We start from the raw sequence: 24,986 nt of genomic DNA, 5'->3' as shown, positions 1-24,986 counted from the left end.
GGCATTTGTAACCTAAAAAATGCCAGATTTTCTACCTACTACTAACCAACAACTTACAGTTGCTGTTAGAAACTCAGGTGTTCGGTAATGTTACAGCAGGTGTTCACTTTTTAAAAAGAAATGTATGATTATTCAAGGAAGTATGATCATTCAATAATCAACGTAGCGATAGAATGGGGTAAACTGGTGAGCTCAGCCGCAGTTCCCTGCAGCCATACCTTATATGGCAGCTCGTCGTTCGATAAGTTTAAGACAATTACCACCAGCCTGCCATCGGGATTCATAAATGCGGTGGTTGACAGTTTATCGCGGCTCGCTGCTGTGCCGATGCGGCGGGCGCCTGCTTTAATGAACTTCGAGAAATGACCCAGATAATAATACGCATTCGTATAGATCAATTTTCCCGTTTTTGTATCGGCATGTACAGGGGCAAAACAAAAATTGCCTACATGGTTGGGCCCACCGGTTTCATCAAGCAGAATATTCCAGTCGGTCCAGGCTACGGTGCCGCTATTAAAATCGTTGACCATAGAAAAACCATAACGTTCTCCGATCGACCATTCCTGTATGCGGTTCAGATCAAATTTCTCCACACATCCTTCGGTAAAGATCAGGTTACGGTCGGGAAATGTTTCGTGTACTCTTTTCAGGTTTTCAAATTGCATGGCGCTGCCTGTCCAGGTTTCATACCAGTGATAGCCTATTCCCCAAACATATTTTGCTGCAGCCGGATCATTTAATATGGTGGTAGCGCGCTGGTACAACAGATCGCGATTATGGTCCCAGGCAATCAGTTTTTTACTGGCCAAGCCCTGTTGTTGCAACGTGGGGCCCAGGTATTTCTTTATAAAATCCCGTTCTTCTTCTGCAGTAAATAGGCACGACTCCCACCGCTGTTTTGCCATGGGTTCGTTTTGCACCGTAAGCCCCCATACGGGAATACCTTTGGCCTCATAAGCTTTTATATATTTCACATAATAATTCGCCCAGCTTTGTTTGTATGGTTCTTTTAATTTTCCGCCCTGTAACAGGCTGTTGTTATCTTTCATCCAGGCGGGCGGGCTCCATGGACTAATGAACAATGGTACCCGGCCGCCTGCTGTTGCCATTGCCCGTTTTATCATGGGAATGCGGTACGTTTCATCGTGCGCAATATTGAATGTTTTCAAGGCCACATCATTATCGGCAACGTACGCATAGCTGTCACTCGAAAAATCGCAGCTGTTCATATTCGTTCGTATCAACGAATAACCAATGCCTTTTTCTGTATTGAAGTACGCATTTATCAATTCATCCTGACCGGCAGCGGGCAGTTTGGCAAAGGTTTCAGCGCTGGCATCGGTAATGGCGCCGCCAATACCCACAATGGTTTGAAATTTTCTGGTAGCATCCAGAAACACGCAAGGCTGTGTTTCCAATGGCTGGCCAAAAGGAGTGAGGTTGAGTGTGGCTGTTTTTGTAAGCCTGTAATCTGTTTTCTCTGCAGTGGTATAAACCGTAACCGTTTTATAAGTTGCTTTCGCATTGGTACTTTTTTGCCGGGCCTGCGTATTAATAACCAGGGTAACGAGTATTAAAAACGGGACAGGAATTTTCGTCATTTTATCAGTTTTACGATTTACCATACATAGGTTCCTACCGCACCAGCACTCAGATTGGTAGTCACTATTTTGCCGTTAAATTTAATGTTGAACGATTCCGTGTTCGTTCCTTTATTCAGGGCGATCAACACTTTTTTTCCTTCGGGGTTTTTAAAGGCCACGGTAACGATATTTCCTGCATTGTCTGAGGCAATACGTACCGAACCGGGGCGAACAAATTTGGAAGCATGCGCAATAATATAATACGATACATTTCTGGTTACGCCCGAACCAATGGTGATCGCTCCTAAACAGGTTGTACAACCGCCTGCTGTATGTGGATTATATCCGGGATCCGACGCCAGGTTCCATTCCAGCACATTCCGGCTCCAGTTACGGGTAGCGCCAATAATGAGGTTCTCCACATGCCATTGCAGATCGGTGGGGAAATTGCCGGGTCCTCCTACCCATTGTTCAGTGAAATAAACATTCTTGTCGGGGTAAGCATTGTGCACTTGTGAAAGGGCTGTGATGCTGCCATTATACAGGTGAAAAGCCGAACCATCTACAAAAGGTTTGGCGGCCGCATCATTTAAAACGGTTATCGGGTAGCCAGGATTGTCGCAATTGTGATCCCAGGCAATGATCTTGGTGTTAATACCTGCTGCAGCAAATGCGGGCCCCAAATTATTTTTTATGAACGTTGCCTGTTCGGTGGCCTGCATCACCATACTGGGATTATTACCACCATGCAATGGTTCGTTTTGTGGGGTAATGGCATCGATGGTGATGCCTTCTGCTTTCATAGCCTGGATGTACTTCACAAAATAATTCGCATAGGTTGCATAATATTCCGGTTTCAGGCCACCGCCTACAAAGCTGCCATTGCTCTTCATCCAAACCGGGGCCGACCAGGGCGAGCCTAATATCTTTATAGCGGGATTCAGTGCAACGATCTTTTTAAGGATGGGTATCAGGTCCTGCCTTTCTTTATCGATGCTGAACTGGGTGAGGTTAATATCGGTTTGGCCTGAAGGCACATCATCATAAGTGAAAGTAGTTGCGCTGAGGTCAGAAGCGCCGATACTGATGCGTAAATAACTGACACCAATATTTGTGCTGTCCCACAAAAAGAGTTCTTTTAATAATGGGTCAAGGGTAGCGGCAGGCAGTGAATTTAATAAAGAAGCGCTTCCGCCGGTTAAAGTATAGCCAAAGCCATCGATCGATTGAAATGTTTGCGTGGTGTCAACTACAATGGTATTACTGGCGTTGCCTGTACTCGAAAAATTCAGTGCGGTGTTTTGCTTTTTGAACAGCACGAACTGATCGCCCTGTGTTAAATAAAACTGAACATCTGTTGCTACCGGCGGCGTTGGAGGTGGTGGCTGGCTTTCGGTAACTTTATTTTTTTTGCAACTGCCGGTCAGCATCATCCACACCAACCAGAATCCAACACTATTGAACATAACAAATAGGTAGTTTCTTTTTAATGACTTCATTGTAATAAGTTGTTACTATAAACCTGTCAGGTGCACTTGAGGCAACGCATGCACATTGCTCAAGATGCACCCAACTGGTCTTTCACCTATAACCTAGTTGTAATCTTTATTTTGTTGAAGTTTGGTTCCCTGCAATTCCCTGAACGGAATGGGGAATACTTCGTGTTTTCCTGCTACGAAACCGCGGCTTCCCAAAACGGCAGGCGCATCGCCCCATCTTACGAGGTCGAACCAGCGGTGGCCTTCACCGGCGAGTTCGGCGCGGCGTTCATTTTTAATAGCAGCCATGGAAACAGGTACAGAGGTCAATCCCACGCGAGCCCTAACGGCATCTAGTAAAGCCTGCGCCCTCGCTCCGGTTCCACCCAATGCTTCGGCTTCCATTAAATAAGTATCGGCAAGGCGAATGATATAGGTGTTCTGGCGATAGTTGAGCTCTGAAGCGCCACCGCCTTTTGATACATCTGGCTTGCGGGGCAGGAATTTATTCAGGAAATAACCTGTATTCATGTAACCCGCGATGTATTTTATTTTGCCGGCAGTTTGCAGCACATTCAGATCGAGGAGGGTGGCATCTTTGCGGGGGTCATTCTTTATGAAATTAAAAAAGTCCTGCGTGAATACCATAAAGCTCCAACCAGATGGCAGGTCTGGCGCACTGGCATCTATTCTTTCATAACTTCTGGGCCCAACCATTACGTTTACGGTGTTGCCTTCATCGCGACCACTACCCCAGAAGCCCCAATCGGAGTTACCGGCAGCACTATGTGTTTCTTCCAGAATAGACTCGCTGTTAAATTTGTTGGTAACAACCCACAGATCGCTGAAATTAGCCAACAGCTTATACCCGTACGAACTTGTTGCGCCGGGTGTGGGTCCATTTACATCAGCCAGTTGTTGTGCCGCCTGTGCATTCTTTTTCTCATACAGGTATACTTTTCCCAACAATGCTTTGGCTGCGCCTTTGGTAAACCGGCCTGATTCTGTTGAGCTGGCAACGGTTGTGGGCAACACCCCAATCGCATCTGTAAGGTCTTTTTCTATTTGCGCATATACATCTTCGGGTTTGGCCTGTTCAACCTGGTACATATTTGAAGTATTTAACGGTTCCAGCAACAGCGGAACATTTTTGAACATGCGCACGAGGTTGAAATAATAAAAGGCGCGTAAGGCTTTTGATTCTGCACCGAAGCGGGCTTTCAAATTATCATCCATTGGTACACCGGGCAGTTTTTTCAGGAGCACGTTGGCCCTGAAAATACCCTGGTATGGATCGTTCCAGTAACTGCTGGCCATGAGGTTCGAGGTCATGGTATAGTTGCTGAAAGCCTGCAGTTGTGTGCCATCTGTTGCACCGCCGCCACCAGTATAATGATCGTCGGAACCTGAGTTCATGAGGGCGAGCATATTTTCAAAGCCACCTGCATTTTTACGGAGCGGATCATACACTGCGATCAGGGCAGAGTAGGCCTGGTCCTGGTTGGCATAATAAAAATCAGACAGGAATTGTCCCTGGGGCGTTACATCAACAAAGCTTTTCTTACATGATGCCCCGAAGTTTATAATGAGAGCTGCTATTATGAGGTAATTTATTTTTATGTTTCGCATAACAGGTAATTAGATTGTTGAATAATTAGAATTGCAACTGAACACCGCCAATAAATGAACGGGCCTGTGGGTAAACACCCCTGTCAACTCCCAATACGGCACCGCCAATTTCAGGATCATAACCAGTATACTTTGTTATGGTGAACAGGTTCTCGGAGGTTAAATAAAACCGCAGCCTGCTGGCCTTAATTCTATTAACCAGTTTTGAAGGCAACGTATAGCCCAACTGTACCAGTTTAACGCGGGCATAACTGCCACTTTCGAGATAGAAATTAGACATGTTGGTGAAGTTGCCATTATCATCCTTTGTAGTGAGGCGCGGATAATCGTTGGTTGAACCTTCGCCGGTCCAGCGGCCCAGCACTTTAGTTTGGTAATTGGCATTGCCAATATCGAGGCGGCGCAATCCCTGGAATATTTTGCTGCCGGCCGTACCCTGTACAAAGACCATGAGGTCGAAATCTTTGTAACTGCCATTCACCGTGAAACCATATGTGTATTTGGGAATGCTGCTGCCGAGGAAAGTTTTATCGAGGTTATCATTGGTGATCTTGCCATCGCCATTGATATCTACCCATTTGAAATCGCCAGGTTTGGCTTTGGGCTGCATTAAATCACCGTTCTTATTTTTATAGGCATCGATCTCAGCCTGGTTTTGGAAAATTCCTGCCGTTTGAAAACCAAAAAAGGAGTTGTACGACTGGCCTTTCTGGGTGCGGGTTATGGCGCCCATGGTTTGAAAGCTGGCATCACCGGTAATAAAATCAGCATCTGATGCAACGTAGGTAACTTTATTTTTCAGGTAAGAGAAATTGGCGTTCACACCCAGGTTAAAATCGCCAAAGCTTTTATGATATCCTAATTCAACATCGATACCACGGTTTTCCATGTCGGCAATATTTGCTACCGGTGAGGTAGATACGCCTACATAACCGGGAATGGTAACAGGACGCAAAATGCCTGAGGTCTTCTTAATAAAGTAGTCAACATTCAGGGTCAGCGATTTGATCAATTGCGCTTCTAAACCAATGTTTGTTTGTGATGTTTCTTCCCAACGCAGATCGGGGTTGTCGAGCGATTGTGGCGCATAGCCAGTGGTAATATTATCTGCATTGCCCAGGGTATAATTGAAACCACCTGAAACAACCGACAGGTAACCAAAGTCCCTGATGGCATCGTTACCCACCACACCGTAACCGCCGCGGAGTTTCAGCCTGTCAACCACCTGATTGCCCGGCCAGAACGCTTCATTCGAAACATTCCAACCTAATGAGAAGGAGGGGAATACACCATATTTATGATTCAAACCAAATCTTGATGAACCATCGCGGCGGAGGATACCGGTGAACAGGTATTTTTCATCGTAGTTATAATTCACGCGGGTGAACAGCGATGATAATTTATGTTGGGTAAGATCAGACGATGTTGAATTGCGGTTTGCCTGTGGTATATCAAAGTTGAATGACGCATCTTTATAACTGGTGATGGGCAAATTGAACAGGGTTACACTTGAACCACCGCCAATATTCTCTACATACGAACCCTGGCCCAGCAACACCGTGAAATTATGTTTATCGATGCTGTTGGTGTACGTCAACGTATTTTCAACATTCCAGTTGAGGCTGTTGTTATTCGATTTATTGAAATTATTCTGGGAGGTTTTCACTGTTGCGCTCAAATAATAATAAGGGGTGAAACCCTGGCCGCCCCAATAAGATAATTTACCACCGAGGCTTGATCTTAATTTAATATGTTTTCCAAGCGCTGCTTCTAAATAGGTGCTGCCCACAAAATCGTCGGACCAGCCATATTGTCCCAATTTGGTTTGAATATAAGCTGCGGGGTTACTCATTTCCTGCCCCACCAGTGACGAAATACCGTAAGGATTTCCATTAGGATCTTTTATCACCGGGTTGTTGCTGTATGGGTTGGCGTTAGCAATGGCCGGATCTGTAATTACCAGTGGTGTTATGGGATCGAGGTTGATGGCAGATGATAAAGGACCACCGAATTCGCTGTTGGTATTACCGAGACCAACCGATTTCTGATGCGAATACCCTACGTTTTCCCCGAAGGTGAAGATATCGAGAAATTTATGGGTAGAATTAATACGCAGGTTCTTGCGCGTATAGTTTGAGATCGGTCCGGCAACAATACCTTCCTGGTCCTGGTAACCGAACGACAAATAAAATGTTGATCTTTCATTACCACCGCTCAGGCTCATTTCATGCGAAAAGCGGGAAGCCTTATCATTAAAAATAGCATCCTGCCAATCGGTGCCTGCGCCCAGTGCCGCGGGATCAGCAAACACATTGGCGCCACCACCATTTACTGATTTCTCATTTATAATAGTGGCGTACTGGGTAGCATTTAACAGGTCGAGCTTTTTGTTGGCCCGGGAAATACCATAAAACCCATTATAGTTCACCGATAGTTTGCCGCTTTTGCCTTTTTTAGTTGTTACCAGAATTACACCGGTAGCGGCCCGCGTTCCGTAAATAGCAGCGGAAGCGGCATCTTTCAATACTTCAATTGATTCAATATCGCTTTGGTTCAGGTAACCAATGCCGCCCTGATCAACCACCACGTTGTCAACTACCCATAACGGATTGTTACCGCCTTCGCCAAAAGTGGTCATACCCCGTACCCTGATGGTGGAGGCAGAGCCCGGCTGACCGTTGTTTTGTGCAATGGTTACACCAGCCACTCTTCCCTGCAGGGTTTGTTCAATACGGTTGCTGGGTACATTTTCCAGGTCTTTCGCTTTTACACTGGAGATGGCGCCTGTAACCACCTTTTTGGTTTGGGTTCCATACCCTATCACCACTACTTCATCGAGGCCCACTGCCCCTACTTCATCGAGTTGTACGCTCAGCGTACCATTTTCAGGAATAGATAATTCCTTGTTGGCCATGCCCACATAAGAAATGACCAATAAAGCTTTCCGATTGGGAACATGAATGGTGAAGTTGCCGCTGTGATCGGTTGTTGCGGCTTCATTCGTTCCTTTTACTGATACTGTAGCACCTATCAAAGGCTCACCGGTTTTGCCGCTCACCTTACCAGTTACTACAATATCCTGTGCTATTGCAGGAAAGAAGAGGGCCTGCAATACCAGCACTACGAGAACAATTCGCAGAATTTTCATACGCAAGTCAGTTGTTAGTTAATAATTCAAATCAGAATCTAAAGTAGAATGTTGACAAGCCCTGGCCTAATAAGGCGCCCCATCAATACCCCATCAAATAGGGGATGTATGCTGTCAGGCGTGGTTTTCACCCCCTCTTTACCCCATCATGGGATAGATCAATTCAATCGCTTCCTTCGACCCTTCGACTTTGCTCACCTTTCGACTACGCTCAGGGCAAGCCCCTCATCCTTCCGTTCAGTTCATCCTTCGACTCAGCTCATCCTTTGTTTCAGCTCATCCTTCGACTACGCTCAGGACGACAAAGGCCCTCCCGGCAAACCGGGAAGGCCTTTTTCAAGCTTTAACCAACTGTATTACTCAATCGCTGTAAACTGCATTTCGCGGAGACTCATTTCTCCTGAGTCAATATATATCCTAATATTATTTGAACCTTCTTTCAGGGTTATATCTTTTATTTCCAGCGATTGCCAACCGGTTGCTTTTGGTACGGTCAGTTTTTTTGTTTCGCTGTTGTTTATCTGTAAAGAAAACTTTGCGTTTTCTTTTTCCAGATTATAATTCAATTTAATGTGATAGTGGCCGGCCTTTACTACATTGATGGTGTATTGTAACCATTCGCCAGGTTCTGTATTGGTAACAATATAACCATCTGCTATAGAGGGGTCTACGGCTATATCTACCCCATCATTCCGGTATACCCGGCCACGGTTCCCACCCCTTTTACCATTTGAGATGTGGTAATCGGCAGAATCGGTGTCAAAATAGGCGGCGCCATTTCTGCCCAGATCATAATCAACTGCTTTTACCACGCTGCCGCTTCTGATCACATTAGCTTTAAACGGAATGGTGGCCTGCGAATAAGGCTGTCTGAAAAGTGCGTCAAGCACATCCCGTTTTATGATCGTATTTTCCAACCTGGTAGCAGCTGCGAGTTCCATCAACCCTTTACACGCCTCTGCCGCTGAGGGCTTTGGTGCATTACCACTCCAAAACGCAAGTACCTTTTCATATTCCTTATTCGTTTTCACCTGCATGGGATTGTTATTCCCTAATTTTTTCAACGGCCACCAGGCCCAGCCAATGTTATTGGTTTCGAGTAAACGAACAGCTTCAGTAAACCATACATTCGAGTTTTCGCCGGTTTCACCTAACCACACCGGCACATTGTAGGTATTGCGTGTGTCGAGTATGTGTTGAATAGCTGCGGTGTTATTAAAGTTCCAGTACTTATGAAAGCTCAACGCCATATTATTATCCCACGGCGGCAGTACACCATTATAATTATTACCCCAGCCATTTCCTTCTATTATGATGAGGTGTTTTTTGTCAACCGAGCGAATGGCAGTGGTAATATCCATCATCAATTGCCTGAGTGGCTGGTTGCCGCTTTCCTTCAACCCATTTTTATCATTGGCAGGATCTTCAAATCCCCAGTTGGGTTCATTCAAAATATCGTAACCGCCTATGTTGGGTTCATTGGCATAGCGTTCGGCCAGTTTTTTCCATAAAGCGATCGTCTTTTGCCGGTTGGCCTCGCTATCCCAAAGCGATGGTTTTGAAGGGTCGCGGTCAGAAATATTGTTGTCGTTTCCTTGTCCGCCAGGTGCAGCGTGCAGGTCCAGAATGAGGTACATGTGGTTGGCTTTACACCAGGCCAGCAGGCTGTCGGTCAGTTGAAAGCCTTTTTCGAGCCAGGTTTGTTTTCCCGGTTCGGGTTCTTTGTCAACCGGCAGCGTATATAAATTGTAATGCATGGGCAGGCGTACCGAATTAAATCCCCAGGCTTTCATGGAGTCGATGTCGATCCTGCGGGTATGGTTGGCCAGCCAGGAATTGTAAAAAGCACGGGTGCTGTCTTCACCTATCAGTTCGGCAATTCGTGCGCGGATCATGTGCTGCATGCCGGGGCCGTTCACCTGCAACATGTAGCCTTCCTGAAGCATCCAGCCGCCCAATCCAACACCCCGCAGCAAAACATTTTCGTTCTTCTCATTAACCAGCTGTTTGCCGCTGGCCCGTAAAAAACCCTGGGCATTGGTTTGTGGGGGTACCATTATAATAAGGAGTAAGAGCAAACTCGTTAGTCGGGGGTGTCGCATGGGGCGTTCCGTTTGATTTTGCTACTAAATTAGAATTCTGCCCAAAAAATTTGCTATCCGGCACCACATCAATACCACATCATAAAGAACATAAATGCTTAAATAACAGCAACTTTACCCCATTAATGCCCCATCCACTCCCTTTTTGTTATCATGTTATTACCTAACTTAGTATTCTATCGCCCTCAATTGCTGTCATGATGAGAAGATTATTGCTTACCATATGCTGCCTTAGTATGCTTAAAGGGTTTGCCCAAAACACCATTGCGCTGCCCGAGATCGTCAACTATCCCAAACAGGTTTATAATGCCGGTACCCAAAACTGGAAGATCGTGCAGGATAAAAAAGGGATTATGTACGCGGCCAACGATGAAGGCCTGCTGAGTTTCGACGGAAGTTTCTGGAAAAAATACACCCTGCCCGGCGGTACGGGGGTGCGCTCGGTGGCCATCGGGAACGACGGCCGCATCTACATTGGCTCGCAGGGCGAAATTGGATTTTTTGAACCGGGGAAGAATGGCAGGCTTCAATACAGATCGCTGAACGACCTGATCCCGGAAAATGAAAAGGATTTTACCGACATCTGGGATGTTGTTCCGGTTGGCAATGAGGTTTTCTTTCGCGCTTACCGCAAGATCTTCCAACTGCAAAATGATAAGATTACCGTTTTCGGCAACGCAGCCTGGAGCTTTCTGGGCTTACATCATCACACACTCATCAGCAAAGCCTGGCAAAAGGGATTGCTGCAATTTCAAAACGGTACCTGGGTGCCCTTTTCCAAAGCCGATTATTTTCCCGAGAAGGCTGAGATCACGGCCATCGTTCCGCTTACCGGCGACAGCTCGCTGCTGCTCACCAAACATCATGGCTCCTATATCTTAAATGGTGAAACCATTACTCCTTTCGAAACCCCCGATATGCGGCTGATCGATGAAAAAAATCCCTACAGCGCCGCCGTGATCAATAAAGACCAGATCGCTATTATCACGAACCTGGCGGGGTGTTTTATCATTAATGAAAAAGGGGAGCTGGTACAACGGCTTTCCAAACTCGACGGACTGCAAAGCAATAATATCCTCTGTGTATTTATTGACCGCAAGAAAAATATCTGGCTGGGACTCGATAACGGGATCGACTTTATTGCCTACAACAATGCCATCAAACATATTTACCCCGATTACCAGGAACACAGCGCCGGTAAAGCCGCAATTATTTATAAGAACAATTTATACATCGGCACTTCCAACGGTGTGTACCAGGCGGGCCTGGCCAATGAACCCGATATTGGTTTTATAAAAAGCAAATTTGAGTTGATACGAGGTCCCAAGGGACAGGTTTGGAACCTGAGTGAATTAAATGGTCAACTGGCGATGGGGCATAATGATGGCTTTTTTATTATTGAGAACGGCGCTGCCAAAAAGATCGACAGTAGTTCAGGCTTCTGGACATTTCTTCCCTTAAGCAATGTGGCGCCCTCACCGGTTATAGTGGCTGGAACCTATAACGGACTGAACTTTTACAATTTTATAAACGGCCACTTCACTAACCCGGAAATACATTCGCATTTTGAATCGGCGCGGTTTGTAGCACTTGACAACAACATTGCCTGGGCAGCGCATCCGTATAAAGGCTTATACAAAATTACGCTGAATGACGGGGTAAAGCCCACCAACGTTGCCTATAAAGACACAAAGCATATTCTCTCCCCTAATAACAACCATATTTTTAAAGTAAAGAGCCGCGTTGTTCTTAGTAATGACAAAGGAATATTCGAATACAATGAAAAGAGCGGCGACTTTGAGCCCAGCACGCTGTTGCAAAAGTTATTGCCTAAAGCGCCCATCCGGTACATGAAAGAAGACAGCAATGGAAATATCTGGTTTGTTCATGACAGGCAACTGGGTGTGGTAGACCTGAGCGGCAGGCAACCGCAGATCATTTATTTTCCTGAGCTCAATGGCAAAATAACCGGGAACGGCCTGGAATACATTTACCCCTTTAACAACAACAATATTTTTATTGCGGCTGAAGAAGGTTTTTACCTGGTAAATTATGATCAGTACAAACAATTCAAAGAAGAGATACCCATACAAATAAGTGATGTACACATTGTAAATAAACGCGACAGCATCATTTTTGGCGGTTATTATAATAAAGAAGGCGAGCAGCCGCGGTTAACGAATGAAGAAGTTCCGAATATACAATATGCCTGGAACTCGATCCACTTCGATTATTCTTCCCCGCTGTATGGCAAACAATCGAGTATTGAATATGCTTATTACCTGGAAGATTTCGAAAATAGCTGGTCGGCCTGGACAAAGAAAAATGAGAAAGATTACACTTATCTTTCACCTGGCACGTATACTTTCCGGGTAAAAGCAAGAACGCATGAAGGGCAGGAATCGAAAGTAGCTGTTTACCGGTTCACCATACTGGCGCCCTGGTACCGCACTACCTGGGCCTATAGTATATATACCCTGCTGGCGATGCTGTTTGTATATGCTATATACATGTGGCAAAAGAAAAAATTCATATTGCAACAGCAAAAGCACGATGAAGAACGCCGGCGTATGGAATATTTACACCAGCTGGAAATAGAGAAACATCAGGAAGAACAAAAACAACTTACGTACCTGCACCAGTTGAAGCTGGAACGCAATGAAAAAGAGATCATCCGTTTACAAAACGAAAAACTGCAATCGGAAATACAGGTAAAAAATACAGAACTGGCATCCACCACTTTTAACCTGGTGCAAAAAGGGGAGATGCTCATGAAAGTGAAGGAAGAATTTGTGCGCATGAAAAAATCAAGTGATATTGATAAGGATACGGATGATTATAAAAAGATCCTGCGCATGTTGGGCGATGATAAAATGAAAAAGAACTGGGAGCAATTTGCCGTGCATTTCGATAAGGTGCACAGCAACTTCCTGGTATCTTTAAAGAGCACCTATCCATACCTTACGGCCAGTGACCTGAAACTGTGCGCTTATTTACGATTGAATTTGACCAGTAAGGAAATAGCGCAGATCATGAACATTACTATTAAAGGGGTTGAATTAGGCCGTCACCGCTTGCGCAAGAAATTAGGTATTCAACCTGAAGTGAACCTGGTTAATTTCTTATTGAACTTTCATTCAGAGATAGATTAGAGCAACGTCAAAAAATATGGGTATGAAATAGGAGGTAGGAAGTAGGAAATCCGAAAATGGGGGTTCATCTTACTTCCTACTTCTTATTTCCTACTTCTGTGTCTTATTGCCATCCCGGCGTTTGTTTAAAATTTGTATTTCCGTACGAATTGGCTACATCCATTTCCATTTGCGGTATCGGCCATAAGGTATCGCGCAAGGGGAATGTTCTGTTATTACTAGCTGTTGGGTCTTTGATGGTAGGGATAACGGTTCTGTCGGTCTTCCATCGCTTCAAATCGAAATACCGTTGACCCTCCAGCGCCAGTTCAATTCTTCTTTCATGTCGAATGCGGGTGCGCATATCAGCCTGCGACAAACCTGCCGGCAATGCCGGCATGTTTACGCCAGGCCTTGCCCTTATTGAGTTTATTGCACTATATACTGTAGCATCGGGGCCAGTCAACTCATTCTGGGCTTCTGCATATAATAATAAAATTTCAGCATATCGTAAATACACCCAGTCCTGATCACTTTGGGTGCCAATCACGGTGGCGCGGGTACTATCGACCCCTTTTTTATTCAGGAAGCCAGATTGAGCGGCTATCTGGGTAGGCACAAATGGAATGCCGCCTTTATACAATACCCCGGGCGTTAATACGGTAGCCAGCAGGCGTGGGTCTCTATTATTATAAGGCGCGTTCTTATCATATAAGGGAGAAGAAGTGATGGGGAAACCATCGGTGCATTCATAATCATCAACCAGGTATTTCAACGGCTGAAAGCTGGCACTGTAAGTATACAGGTAATCGGCCGGACTGTACGCATTGGGTACCTGGTAACGACCCGAGAACAGGATCTCGGGATTATTGATTTGCGAAGGTTTCAGAAATAAACCGCGGTAACCACCGGTAAACAGGCTGAACTTGTTACTATTCATAATAGTCTTCGCTGTGGTGGCAGCCATTTGCCAGTTCCCCTGCGTTATATATAGTTTTGCCAGGTAACCTAAGGCAGTTCCTTTTACCACATGGCCGGTGTACGCAGTATCGGCAAGATTATTCACTGCGAAATTGAAATCGCTTATTACAGAATCGATCACCTGCGCTTTTGGCATTCTTCCCAACTGGTAACTTTCAGGATCTGCTGAAGCGTTACCAATTGGCCGGGTGTAGTATACCACATCGCCATATAATTGTGCCAGTAAGAAATAGTAATACCCGCGAATGAATCGTACTTCACCCAAATAATGATTCATGGCAGCTGTTTGCAAGGGCACATTACCGATATTGGCCAGAAAAATATTACATGCCTGTATTGCTTTATAGGAAGTGTTGTATGCATCAGACTGAATGGTACCTGTTGTAGCTTCTATAGCGCCATTGGCTACGTTCTGAAACGCACTGCTGACAGCATTATCAGTAAGCGTTTCCCAATAGGGCGTACCTGAACCCCAGCCCTGACCGGTATTGTTTGCATTGGTGTAATTATATCCCTGGATCAAATAACTGTAAATAGCGGTAAGCGCTATATCGGCATCGGCTTGCGTTTTCCAGAACTTATCACTGGAAAGTTGATCTGGCGGATTCTTATCTAAAAAATCTTTTTTACAGCTTACTATTAATATCAATACACTAACAAAGAGCGCACTATATCGAATGAAATATTTCATTGTCGGGAGAATTTAAATTTTTAAAAAACAGCTTTTACACCAAAAGAAAATACCTGGTTCTGCGGATGCACCACATACCGGGTGTTGCTGCTGCTGGGAACCCGTTCCGGATCAAGCCCTTTGAATTTGGTAAAGGTGGCCAAATTGTCGCCGGAGGCAAACACCCGCAAGCTGTTCATCGCAATACGCTTTACAATGTTTTGCGGCAATGTATAGCCTACCTGCAGGTTTTTGATCCGTAAAAAGGAACCGTCTTTTAAATAATAGGTAGAGGCAGTACTTATATTGTTGCTGGCATCGCTCTGGCCTGTTATATATATCAGGGGCATAGTAGTACTTGGGTTCGAAGGCGTCCAGGCATTTAACCAATCATAAGTTGGGGGTGAACCCTGGTTGAAAGGCTGTACCCCCCAGCCGTTCGAATATATTTTTTGTCCGTACGAACCGTACAGGAAAATGGTCATATCAAAATTTTTCCAGGAAGCGCTGGCATTGAAGGAATAATCGAATTTGGGAAACACACCGGGTACTATCACCCGGTCTTTCGCATCTATTACCCCATCCTGAACCACATCTTCAAACTTTAAAAAGCCCGGCCTGGGATTGAACTGTTGTTTAGGCGATTTATTAACTTCATCAGTACTTTGGAAAATGCCGGCATATTTATACATATAAAAACTACCGTAAGGCTTACCTTCCATGTTAATGGTGTTGTTGCCGGTATTGACCTGCTGAGCGCCATATTTTACGAGCGTATTTTTATTGGCCTGAAAAGTACCGCCTACTGAGTAGTTCACCTCGCCTGCTTTACCCGTATATTGTGCCGATGCTTCAAAACCAGTATTCCGCATTTGCCCGTTATTAATGGTAGGCGCGCTAAGACCCACATAGGCCGGTATGGCTGGTGTAGCCAGAATATCGTAGGTGAATTTATTGTACCAATCGAACGTTACGTTCAGGGACTTAAACACGGTTACATCAAAACCAAAGTCAACAACGCGGGTATTTTCCCAGTGAATATTTCTATCTGTCAATGCGTTTATTGCTGCCCCTGAGTTCAACGAGCTACCAGAGAAGGAGTACGCGTATTGAATGCCACTATTGTAAGCGTTCAAATTCGAATATACCAGCTGATAAGGATAATTTGTAATGTTCTGATTACCTAATCTTCCCCATGACCCACGAAGCTTTAATAAATTCATCCAGGGAATAGTTTCCATGAATTTTTCGCGGGAGATCACCCAGCCGGCCGACAAAGAGGGGAAGAAAGCCCATTTATTTTCTGGCGGAAAGCGGGAAGAAGCATCGTAACGGGCATTGGCCTCAAACAGATATTTGCCATCGTAATCATAATTCAACCGGCCATAATATGAACGCAACGACCATTCAAATGTTGTACCGCTTGCCAACTGGGAACCCAATGGGCCTGCACTCAACTCTTCCAATTCATTGGTAGAATAAGGCGTATTACGACTGCCAACCAATACTTCCGTTTTATTGTATTCAGCCTGTGTACCGGCTAACGCTTTGAAATTATGATTACCGATCTCTTTGCTGTATGTTAACTGCGTATAACCAACCGGGTAAATATAATTATTATCGGTTACCGTCATGCCCTGTCCATTTACATCGAGTGCACGTTCAAATGCATCATTGGGACCGGCAAACCAGTTATACTGGTAAATGACCGGTTTATAGTCTTTTGTTTTCTGAAAATCGTAGTTGAAGCCGCCACTTGTTCTCCACTCTAATCCCTTCAACAAGCGAATGTTTATATATATGTTGTTTTGGAAATAATAATCCATGTTATTTACCAATGCATTTTCAGCAATGGCCACAGGGTTTTTATTAGGTCCCTGTACATTGGGATATACCGAATTTACATAGCGGCCACTGCCATCGGGCAAGGTGGGGCCGGTCATAGGTTCCTGCGACAGGGTCGATAAAAACTGGTCCTGGCTGCCGCGCGATGCATACAGCCTTTTACCATAGTTGAACGTCATACTACCGCCGATGGTAGCCCAGTCGTTTATTTTTGAATTGAGGTTGAACTGGAGGTTATATTTTTTGTATGAAAAACCGATCATGATGTCGGGTTGATCTACATAGCCCAAGCCGATATTGTAGGTAGTACCATTGCGGCCGCCCGTCATTCCTATATGATGCGTTTGTGTAGTGACGGTGCGCATTACAATATCGAGCCAGTTCACGTTAGGATATAAATTGGGATCAGACGGGTTTTTATACGCATCGATCTGCGCCTGGGTATACCGGTTTGTAATGCCTGAGTTGATGGCGGCCTGGTTATACATCTCCATGTAAAGTTCTGAATTATAGACCAGGTTATTTGGCAACGCAGTTGGCCTGGTGATACCAACGTTCAAATCATAGCTTAACTGGAATTTTCCATTGATACCTTGTTTGGTGGTTACCAGAATAACACCATTGGCCGCCCGGGTACCATAAATAGCGGCCGAAGCGGCATCCTTTAACAAGGTAATTGATTCAATATTCTGCGGATCGAGGTTGGTAAGGCTTCCCGGTAAACCATCGACAATAATTAGCGGACTGCTTCCGGCCGAACTGTTAGTACCCAATCCTCTAATGCGCAACACAAAGTTTTCGTTGCCTGCTTCACCTGTGCCTTGTGTTAAGGAAAGGCCTGGCAGTTTTCCCTGCAATAATTGCGTGGGGTCCGTGGCCACACGCTTATTCAGTTCAGCACTGCCTACTGTGGCAACGGCGCCGGTGAGATCTTTTTTCTTCTGTGTTCCGTAGCCAACAACTACAATATCGTCGAGCTTGCCACCGGTTGATTCCATGGAAATATCAATTTGTTTCCGCTGGCCAACCGTTTCTTCCACTCCCTTGTAGCCGACAAAAGAAAACACCAGCACAGCTTCGGGCCCTGGCACAGCAATCGAGTAACGCCCATTGTTATCTGCCACTACTGATTTGGCAGCACCTTTCACTCTTACCACAGCGCCTTCCAACGGACTACCCTTATCATCTTTAATGGTACCGTTTACAATAATAGATTGTGCATGCGCGGTGCCCGGAATTATGCATTGGAAAACAGTAAAAAAGATAAGTAATGAAAAAATAAAACGGCCGGCGGGTTTTATTCCGCAATCAAAATTCTTTTTCATAAAAGCAATAATTGGCTACAGCTGCTTTCTGTAAAGAAAGAGCCGGCCTTGGTTAACAAGATGAGTTTACTAAGCTGTAAGGTTTGTACAATAAAGCTACCGCCGATTTAATCCGTCGTTTTTTCTGGAATTATCTTTTTAGTAAACAATATTATCATTAAGGTGCCGCGCTCATAACCAGGATAAATTGAAAATAATGGCAGCTAGGCATCAACGAAAAATGGGAATGGAATGATCCATCCCCATTGGGTAGTATAATTATAAGGGTATTGATATTCCTTCGTGTAAAAGAATCTTATAAAGCGGAACAGGCAGAACGCGAATTCGAATATAGGGCGGGGTAATCGATGTAACCGGTATCGCCACCCTGGTAAAATGTTTCGGGATCAGGTATGGCCAATTCTTTATTGTGCTGAAAGCGTTCAACCAGATCGGGGTTGGCAATGAAAGGTTTACCAAAAGCAATCAGATCAACCAGGCCCTGTTGCACCAGGGCTTCAGCAGAAGCAGCGGTATGACCACCAGCCAATATCAGGAGATTATCAAAACGCTTACGAACGTATTGCAGGAATTCAGTAGGAATAGAAGATTTATCATTTGCCACCACTGCCGAGAGATGGATATAAAGGATATCGAGTTTTTGCAGGGCATCGATGATATATTTATAGGTAGCCGTTTCTTCATCAAAAGCAGGCAGGTCATTGATGTGCGCAAAAGGCGACAATCGGACACCAGTTTTTTCTTTGCCAATAGCAGCTGCCACTCCTTTCATGATCTGCAGCAAAAAGCGGCCTCTGCTTTCTATACTGCCGCCGTATTCGTCGGTTCTTCGGTTGGTGTGAGGATTTAAAAACTGTTCAGGCAGGAACCCATGAGCGCCATGGATCTCTACACCATCAAAACCTATTTCTACAGCATTGACAGCAGCCTGAATATGTGCATCGATCAAGGCATTTGCACCGGCGGTAGTGAGCGCTTCCGGCTGGGGCAGGGGTACATGAATATCACCCGGAATACGAACTTCGCCTCTGGCCTGCACGGCCGAAGGCGCTACCAGCGGCGCCTCTGTATCAAAGATCAACGGATGACCAATACGGCCGGCGTGCACCAGCTGGATGAATATTTTTCCACCCCGTGCATGAACTGCATCTACTACATTTCTCCAAGCTTGCTTTTGCACTTCGTTATAAATACCAGGCACGTGCAGGTAGCCAACCCCATTGGGGCTTACGCCAGTATTTTCAGCAATGATCAAACCGGCGCTGGCACGTTGCGCATAGTATAAAGCAGTTGAAGCAGCCGGTATATTATATACTGCACGGCGACGGCTCATAGGCGCCATCACTACCCGGTTATTTAAAGTGAGGTTGTTCGAAACTAAAGGAGACAATAACTTATTTGGTTGCATGAGTGACAATATTTGACACCAAAATTAGCAGCAGCTGCCACGCCCGAACAGTGACAAAGAAAGGTTTGTTCTGTATAATTCAAGGTTGGGTAGAAAGAAGGAGCTATGCCCGTTGTTTGGCATTCTTCCGGTATTCGACGGGGCTAACCCCGCTGTGTTTTCTGAATTGGCGGTTCAAATGGCTTTCGTCGGTAAAGCCCAGTTCATTGGCGATTTGGCTCACAGTGAGGGAGCTGTTGGCCAGGCGGTGTTGAACCAGTTGCATTTTATATTGTGTAATATATTGCTGCAGGCTTTCACCGGTAAGTTTTCTGAAATATTCACCCACATAATTAGCCGACAGGTTAAACTCGCTGGCGAGGTAACTGATGCGCAGTTTACCGGGATTATTGATGTTTTCATGCACATGCAGCAGCATGCGATTAATGAGTGGTTCCGGTTGCGGTTCAGCAGGAACATTGACCTTAGTTTCAGCTACATTGCGAGCCAGAATATTCAGCACGAGGGCAATAAAATGTTGCAGGTTCTCTTCATAATAAGGCTGCTGGGCTTCGTATTCGTGTATCATATTACCAATGAGCGTGGAGATCAACTGGCAGTCGGTTATATGTTTTATGAGTACACGTTCAAACCGATTATGATGATAGAAGATGTGTTCGAGCTGATGAAGCCATTGTGAGATCCGTTCACGCTCCGCTACATTTTTGCATTTGCCAAGGAACACTTCAGAAAACCTGATGGAGCAGAAACGGGTAGGTGTGGTCATTTCGAAACCCCGGCAATCGAGTGGGGTGAACAGAAAGATGCTGCCTTTGCTGTAAGGAAAACGGTTATCGTTCACCACACGCACGCCTTCACCATCAAGAATTTGAACAATCTCAAAGAAATGATAGATCAGAGGGCGTTCATACCAGGCTTCCATATCTGCCACATACAGCTCAAAAGACCGTTGAAGCATTTTCTGTTTCATGGGATAAAATTACAGAAGTTTTGTATTTTGGCAGAAGCCAGCCCTCGTTACATTTAGACAGATAATGAAAGCTATTCAGTCATTAACTCCAGCTTCACCACTCTTTTAATTTTTACCGGCATTTACACGGCGTATGTTTTAAGATCGGAGGAAGCATTGTAGCGCATTTGAAGGGTCAATATATTCTCCATACTGGCTTCCTGGATAGCCCCTGTTTTGTTATCAAGCTTTGAAGTAATGGTAAAGGACTCAATGCCCCAGAAAAAATTCACTTTATCACCGTTTCCTTTTCTGATCATTTGAAAATTATTCGGCAGGTCATACAACTTCTTTGTCACGGTATCGAGCAAGGGTGACAGGCAAAAGGAATCGGGCGGTGTAAAATTGGTCCTGATAGTGGTATACTTTTTATTTGAGCTGAGTAAATGTTGGGAAACCTGAATACAATCCGTACCATATAAAATGCTGATACTATCGGCAAAATGTCCCTGCTGTAAGCCAGCGTTTTTGAAATCGCGGTTTTCAGCTGTCAATTTCTGCGCATTCAATGCTGGCGAAATGGCGACAAAAAACGTATTCAGGTCTGTTATTTCGCCCACCATTTCCGGAATAAATAGTTTAGGCAACAGCACCTTACCCTCAGGGGCCAACGAGATGCGGTAAGCCGGGACCATGCGTGCTATGCTAATAACCCGAATGGTATCGGAAGCATCTTTAGCCGTTTTATTTAACCATTTTATTTCTTCGGCAAATGCGCCACCATCATTAATAACACGGTGTTCAGAAATGGAGACAGCTTCACCTGTGTATTTATCGTTCTGCCAGGTATCTGTAGTTAATTTATACTTATAGGTTTCACCGGCAATATATTTTCTGACAGGGAATTGCGAGTAGCCAAGAACGGGAAAGAACAGGAAGATTAAAAACCAGGTTGTTTTATTATATAATTTTCTCATGGAACAAATAAGGTTTTCCTGAAATTAAAGAAAATCGAAAGAAAAGGGACCGAGAGTTTGGGGTTTGTCAATTTTTATTAATTTTGTCGCGTATTTCTGAATGAGGATCTATACTACGCTACAAATCGGTGAGCTTCACACCAACCATTGCGAAGACTATTTAATCACTGCAGAAATTGGAAAACATAAGCTCCTGTGTGCTGTAATTGACGGCTGCACAATGGGGACGGAGAGCTACTTCGCGGCTACTTTAACCGGTAAATTGCTAAGAAAAATTTCCAAAGAATACAGCTATAAAGAATTCTTTTCAAAAGAATCCGTGGGTTTACAGCTTATACTGGAAAGGATAACAAAGCAGTTATTTGAGGAATTGCGGAGTGCCCAAAATATACTTCAGTTAGAAAGGGAAGAAGTGTTGAATACCTTGTTGATCGGTATTATTGATACCAACCAACGCACAGGTGAATTCCTATGCATAGGTGATGGGTTGATCTGTATTAATAACCGGCTGTTTGAATTTGAACAGGACAATAAACCAGATTATTTAGGGTATCACCTTCATGAGGACTTTGATAGCTGGTATGGGAAACAACAACAAAGGATCTTTGCGCAGGACCTGCAAGACTTTAGCCTGGCAACTGATGGTATATTTACTTTTAAAAAATTTGATAGCAAACCCTATGAAGAACATGGTGATGTTTTAGAATTTCTGCTTGCTGATACAGCAGGGAGCAATAATAGCAATATGTTGAACCGGAAGCTTTATGACATTCAAACCAATTGGGGATTAAAGCCAGGTGACGACCTGGCGATCATTAGAATTATTTTTTAACTTAGAAACAAACACATTTTATGGCCTATATCATGGTAGATATAGAAAGCGATGGGCCTATTCCGGGAGATTATTCCATGATCTGTTTTGGCGCTGTACTGGTAGATGAACAGCTGAATAAAACCTTTTATGCAAAGCTGAAACCTATCTCTGAAAAATATATTCCTGAGGCGTTGGCCGTTTCAGGCTTTTCGCGGGAAGAAACCCTTGCATTCGATGATGCGGCAACAGTCATGAACGACTTTGCCAACTGGATAAAAAAAGTAGCCAAAGACAGGCCGGTTTTTATCAGTGACAATAACGGTTTCGACTGGATGTTTATCTGCTGGTATTTTCATCATTTCACCGGGACCAATCCGTTTGGATTTAGTTCCCAGAATTTAGGCAGCCTGTATAAAGGTCTGGTAAAAGACACCTTTCAGAATTTCAAACATCTTCGCAGAACAAAACATACGCACAACCCGGTTGATGATGCTAAGGGAAATGCCGAAGCCTTATTGACATTGAAAGGGGAGTATGGACTAAAGATCAAACTTTAGTAATGGGAAAATGAAAGTTCCAGTCCGCCCCAGTAGTGCCATCTGGGCAGTCTTTTTGGTAGCTTAAACTCCGGTGATCTTCCGCTAAGCCGCAGCTTGAACTCCAGCAAGTTTCTTTTCTGAATGGGAATACTAACAGCAACCCCGCCATCAAATTCAAGAATCAGGTGACGCATATCATGAAAGTCAATGGTGTGCGCACTTTTTCTGAATTGTCCGTTTAAGAGGGCATTATACAATGTAAACTGTGGGCGTAAAGAACCGAAAGTATATAGTTCAAAAGTTTTCTTCTTCTCATTATAAGGAGTTGTTGCAACTCCCATTGATGAATTAGGCTCCTCAGGCGTTACCTCGTTAGCCCAATATGTTGTTTTTTTAGTTTGATGATCTCTTCTTCCAGCCAGTCGTCCCCACGTGGGCGGGGCATGATACCCAATTTTGCACCATTGGCAAAATTGTGGATCCAGTAGATTTTTGTGTACATATAAGTTATGGTTACAGAACGAGAGGAACCTACTTTTTATATAATTCTATCTTCCTTCCATCGGGGTCTTTAACAATAGTCATAAAGCCATATTCCGTTTGCAGCGGTTCCGATAAAAATTCTGCATTCTTTTCTCTTAATACCTGAATGGTGCTTTCAAAATTGTCTACAGCAAACCCCAATCTTAAATCTTTATCGGCTTCTGTTTGATCTTTTGATAATGGGTAAATTTCCAAAGTAGTTGAACCTATTGTTGCAGAATAATGGTAAGGAGATTTTCCGTGTTTGTGATATTCGAAAGTTAAACCGAGATGCGAATAAAAATCTGCCAGTTTTGGCATGTCTGGTGTGCGTATAACGAGGAGATGGAGTTGCATTTGAAGAATTAATTAATTTTGGCATAAATATCTTTAAAAAGATTTATTTAAACCAATACCCATTATTTTCCCTGTCTCTCCTTCACAAACGCTGCCACTTCAACCAGTGGAGCTACCCAGATCTCCTTTTCATGTTGTTTCAAATAATGCAGGAGCTGACTATGCGCCTGCAGAGAAACATTGAGATCATGCTCGCCGCCAACGCCATGAAACAAGATAACTAACAACCCTTGCTTTGCCTGGGCTTCCTTTACCCATTCGATCATGGCATCACCAGAATGATTGAGAACGCCATAAGCAGGGAAGTCGTACAGATTTACTTTGTCGATAGTAGGGATGGTGCCCACCACACCGCGGGCGGCTATAAACTCTTTATGTAAAGAATCGATATAGGCAGTATCGTGCACTTTGTTATCACCGCAGGGAAATGCAAAGGTTCGGTTGGTTTTTCCGTCAATGGCAAACAGCACGGCGTTCATGGCGCGGATCTCATTCGTTATCCGTCGCATGGAATAATTGTTCAGATCATAATCGGCCGTGACAAATTCCCGTCCCGCGCGCCCTCCTTCACAGGGATGGAAAATGGTGTGATTCGCCAGCTCATGTCCTTTGGCCGCAGCTGCACGCCAACCGGGTATCTGCGACTGCAATTTTCCGTTATAATTGGCAATATAAAAGGTTGCTTTCAGTCCCAATGAATCGAGGGCGGGAATTGCGTTGGTAAGGTGCACATCCAGGCCATCGTCATAAGTTAACACTACTGCGCATTTTTTTCCCTTCCAGGGATTACTGGTTTGTGCAATTGTTGAAAAGGAAAGTGCAATACATAACAGCATTATAGCTGTGGCCTTTATAGTTGCCATGTTGGTTATATTATAATAAATTAAAAGCATAGCTTTCGGCCGCTCAACAGCCCGCAACTACGCCGCTCGTAAATTTAAGCTAAATGCATTACTGCCCTGATCAATTTTTCCAATGCCGGGCCTGATGCCTGGCTGTCAGTAATAATAGATTGGGAAAAAGGTAAGATAGGAAAAAAGCGGGTACAAATTAAAATGGCTGAACATAAGTAGCAATCGTTAGAGTAGCTCTGAAAATATAGTTCCTAAATTTAGGAACAGATAAAATAAAACGGGCAGGATCAGGGCTTTTTTTCTGTGCAATCGTTCCCGGAAACATTTGCAGCTAAATGAAACCGAAATAGTTCATAAGGAATCCTTATCGATTGAAGAATTGGATTCAGCCATTGGGGTTGAAAGTATTTCTTATAACAAAAATTTGAAAAGCACGTCTCTTAATTTTTTTTTGACCTAAAATTTTTCATGCATCAATTATTTTCTTTCTGTAGCAGAAAAAAAGTTTTGCTATCGGTTTACTTTTTTTGATGCAGAAATATTTTTTTCCGACACGCATACTTAGGGCTTGTTGCAAAAATTAATACGGGAGATAAACTAATCGCAGTACCTCTTTACATACAGCATTTGAAGGAATGGTATGCCGTTTTTAAAAATGCGCCCCCGGGGCCCTC

General features: G+C 44.3%; 17 protein-coding genes. 3 read left to right on the top strand and 14 right to left on the bottom strand.

Annotated features, from left to right (window positions below; genetic code table 11):
• Positions 1–146: 146 nt before the first annotated feature.
• The 5 genes from A3860_RS17865 to A3860_RS17845 all read right to left on the bottom strand — a co-directional run bounded on the left by A3860_RS17865 (position 147) and on the right by A3860_RS17845 (position 9,895).
• Positions 147–1,601, bottom strand: coding sequence for a glycoside hydrolase family 30 protein (locus A3860_RS17865; RefSeq protein WP_081148104.1), 1,455 nt, complete (start codon positions 1,599–1,601; stop codon positions 147–149).
• A gap of 17 nt (positions 1,602–1,618) precedes the next feature.
• Positions 1,619–3,049, bottom strand: coding sequence for a glycoside hydrolase family 30 protein (locus A3860_RS17860; protein ID WP_245843565.1), 1,431 nt, complete (start codon positions 3,047–3,049; stop codon positions 1,619–1,621).
• A gap of 126 nt (positions 3,050–3,175) precedes the next feature.
• The gene (locus A3860_RS17855; RefSeq protein ID WP_081148102.1) at positions 3,176–4,690 is read right to left on the bottom strand and encodes a RagB/SusD family nutrient uptake outer membrane protein; all 1,515 of its coding nucleotides are present in this window, start codon (positions 4,688–4,690) and stop codon (positions 3,176–3,178) included.
• Positions 4,691–4,715: 25 nt separating this feature from the next.
• The gene (locus tag A3860_RS17850; RefSeq protein WP_081148101.1) at positions 4,716–7,838 is read right to left on the bottom strand and encodes a SusC/RagA family TonB-linked outer membrane protein; all 3,123 of its coding nucleotides are present in this window, start codon (positions 7,836–7,838) and stop codon (positions 4,716–4,718) included.
• Positions 7,839–8,194: 356 nt separating this feature from the next.
• The gene (locus tag A3860_RS17845) at positions 8,195–9,895 is read right to left on the bottom strand and encodes a cellulase family glycosylhydrolase (RefSeq protein WP_245843564.1); all 1,701 of its coding nucleotides are present in this window, start codon (positions 9,893–9,895) and stop codon (positions 8,195–8,197) included.
• Between the two features lie 242 nt (positions 9,896–10,137).
• Here A3860_RS17845 and A3860_RS17840 point away from each other — a divergent pair, with 242 nt between their 5' ends.
• A complete protein-coding gene (locus tag A3860_RS17840) occupies positions 10,138–13,092 on the top strand; it encodes a triple tyrosine motif-containing protein (RefSeq protein WP_081148099.1) in 2,955 nt (984 codons plus the stop codon).
• Between the two features lie 103 nt (positions 13,093–13,195).
• On the opposite strand, the gene A3860_RS17835 is transcribed toward A3860_RS17840, so the two are convergent.
• The 5 genes from A3860_RS17835 to A3860_RS17815 all read right to left on the bottom strand — a co-directional run bounded on the left by A3860_RS17835 (position 13,196) and on the right by A3860_RS17815 (position 21,226).
• The gene (locus A3860_RS17835; RefSeq protein WP_081148098.1) at positions 13,196–14,743 is read right to left on the bottom strand and encodes a RagB/SusD family nutrient uptake outer membrane protein; all 1,548 of its coding nucleotides are present in this window, start codon (positions 14,741–14,743) and stop codon (positions 13,196–13,198) included.
• A gap of 20 nt (positions 14,744–14,763) precedes the next feature.
• Entirely contained in the window at positions 14,764–17,892 is a 3,129-nt protein-coding gene (locus A3860_RS17830) for a SusC/RagA family TonB-linked outer membrane protein (RefSeq protein ID WP_081148097.1), read from the bottom strand.
• Between the two features lie 295 nt (positions 17,893–18,187).
• Positions 18,188–19,300 carry an alkene reductase gene (locus A3860_RS17825; RefSeq protein WP_081148096.1) on the bottom strand — a complete coding sequence of 371 codons (1,113 nt, stop codon included), beginning with the start codon at positions 19,298–19,300 and terminating at the stop codon, positions 18,188–18,190.
• Positions 19,301–19,403: 103 nt separating this feature from the next.
• Positions 19,404–20,270 carry a helix-turn-helix domain-containing protein gene (locus tag A3860_RS17820; protein ID WP_081148095.1) on the bottom strand — a complete coding sequence of 289 codons (867 nt, stop codon included), beginning with the start codon at positions 20,268–20,270 and terminating at the stop codon, positions 19,404–19,406.
• Between the two features lie 122 nt (positions 20,271–20,392).
• On the bottom strand, positions 20,393–21,226 hold the full coding sequence (locus A3860_RS17815; protein WP_081148094.1) for a hypothetical protein: 834 nt from the start codon (positions 21,224–21,226) through the stop codon (positions 20,393–20,395).
• A gap of 100 nt (positions 21,227–21,326) precedes the next feature.
• On the opposite strand from A3860_RS17815, the gene A3860_RS17810 reads away from it, so the two are divergent.
• Positions 21,327–22,058 (top strand): protein phosphatase 2C domain-containing protein, encoded by a 732-nt coding sequence (locus A3860_RS17810; RefSeq protein ID WP_081148093.1) that lies wholly within the window; start codon positions 21,327–21,329, stop codon positions 22,056–22,058.
• 20 nt (positions 22,059–22,078) lie between these two features.
• Positions 22,079–22,597 (top strand): 3'-5' exoribonuclease domain-containing protein, encoded by a 519-nt coding sequence (locus A3860_RS17805; protein WP_081148092.1) that lies wholly within the window; start codon positions 22,079–22,081, stop codon positions 22,595–22,597.
• Here A3860_RS17805 and A3860_RS17800 read toward each other — a convergent pair.
• From A3860_RS17800 to A3860_RS17790, 4 genes are all read right to left on the bottom strand, one after another.
• Positions 22,594–22,920 carry a lipid A-modifier LpxR family protein gene (locus A3860_RS17800; RefSeq protein WP_081148091.1) on the bottom strand — a complete coding sequence of 109 codons (327 nt, stop codon included), beginning with the start codon at positions 22,918–22,920 and terminating at the stop codon, positions 22,594–22,596. The genes A3860_RS17805 and A3860_RS17800 overlap by 4 nt on opposite strands.
• A gap of 23 nt (positions 22,921–22,943) precedes the next feature.
• Positions 22,944–23,081, bottom strand: coding sequence for a hypothetical protein (locus A3860_RS41130; RefSeq protein ID WP_158085293.1), 138 nt, complete (start codon positions 23,079–23,081; stop codon positions 22,944–22,946).
• 29 nt (positions 23,082–23,110) lie between these two features.
• Positions 23,111–23,458 carry a VOC family protein gene (locus A3860_RS17795; protein ID WP_081148090.1) on the bottom strand — a complete coding sequence of 116 codons (348 nt, stop codon included), beginning with the start codon at positions 23,456–23,458 and terminating at the stop codon, positions 23,111–23,113.
• A 62-nt stretch (positions 23,459–23,520) separates the two neighbouring features.
• Positions 23,521–24,321, bottom strand: coding sequence for a polysaccharide deacetylase family protein (locus A3860_RS17790; RefSeq protein ID WP_081148123.1), 801 nt, complete (start codon positions 24,319–24,321; stop codon positions 23,521–23,523).
• Between the last annotated feature and the right edge of the window lie 665 nt (positions 24,322–24,986).

Origin of the sequence: Niastella vici (assembly GCF_002077945.1) — a bacterium.
Classification (GTDB): Bacteria; Bacteroidota; Bacteroidia; order Chitinophagales; family Chitinophagaceae; genus Niastella; species Niastella vici.
Note: the sequence above shows the minus strand (reverse complement) of the source record. Positions and strands in the feature narration are given on the sequence as shown.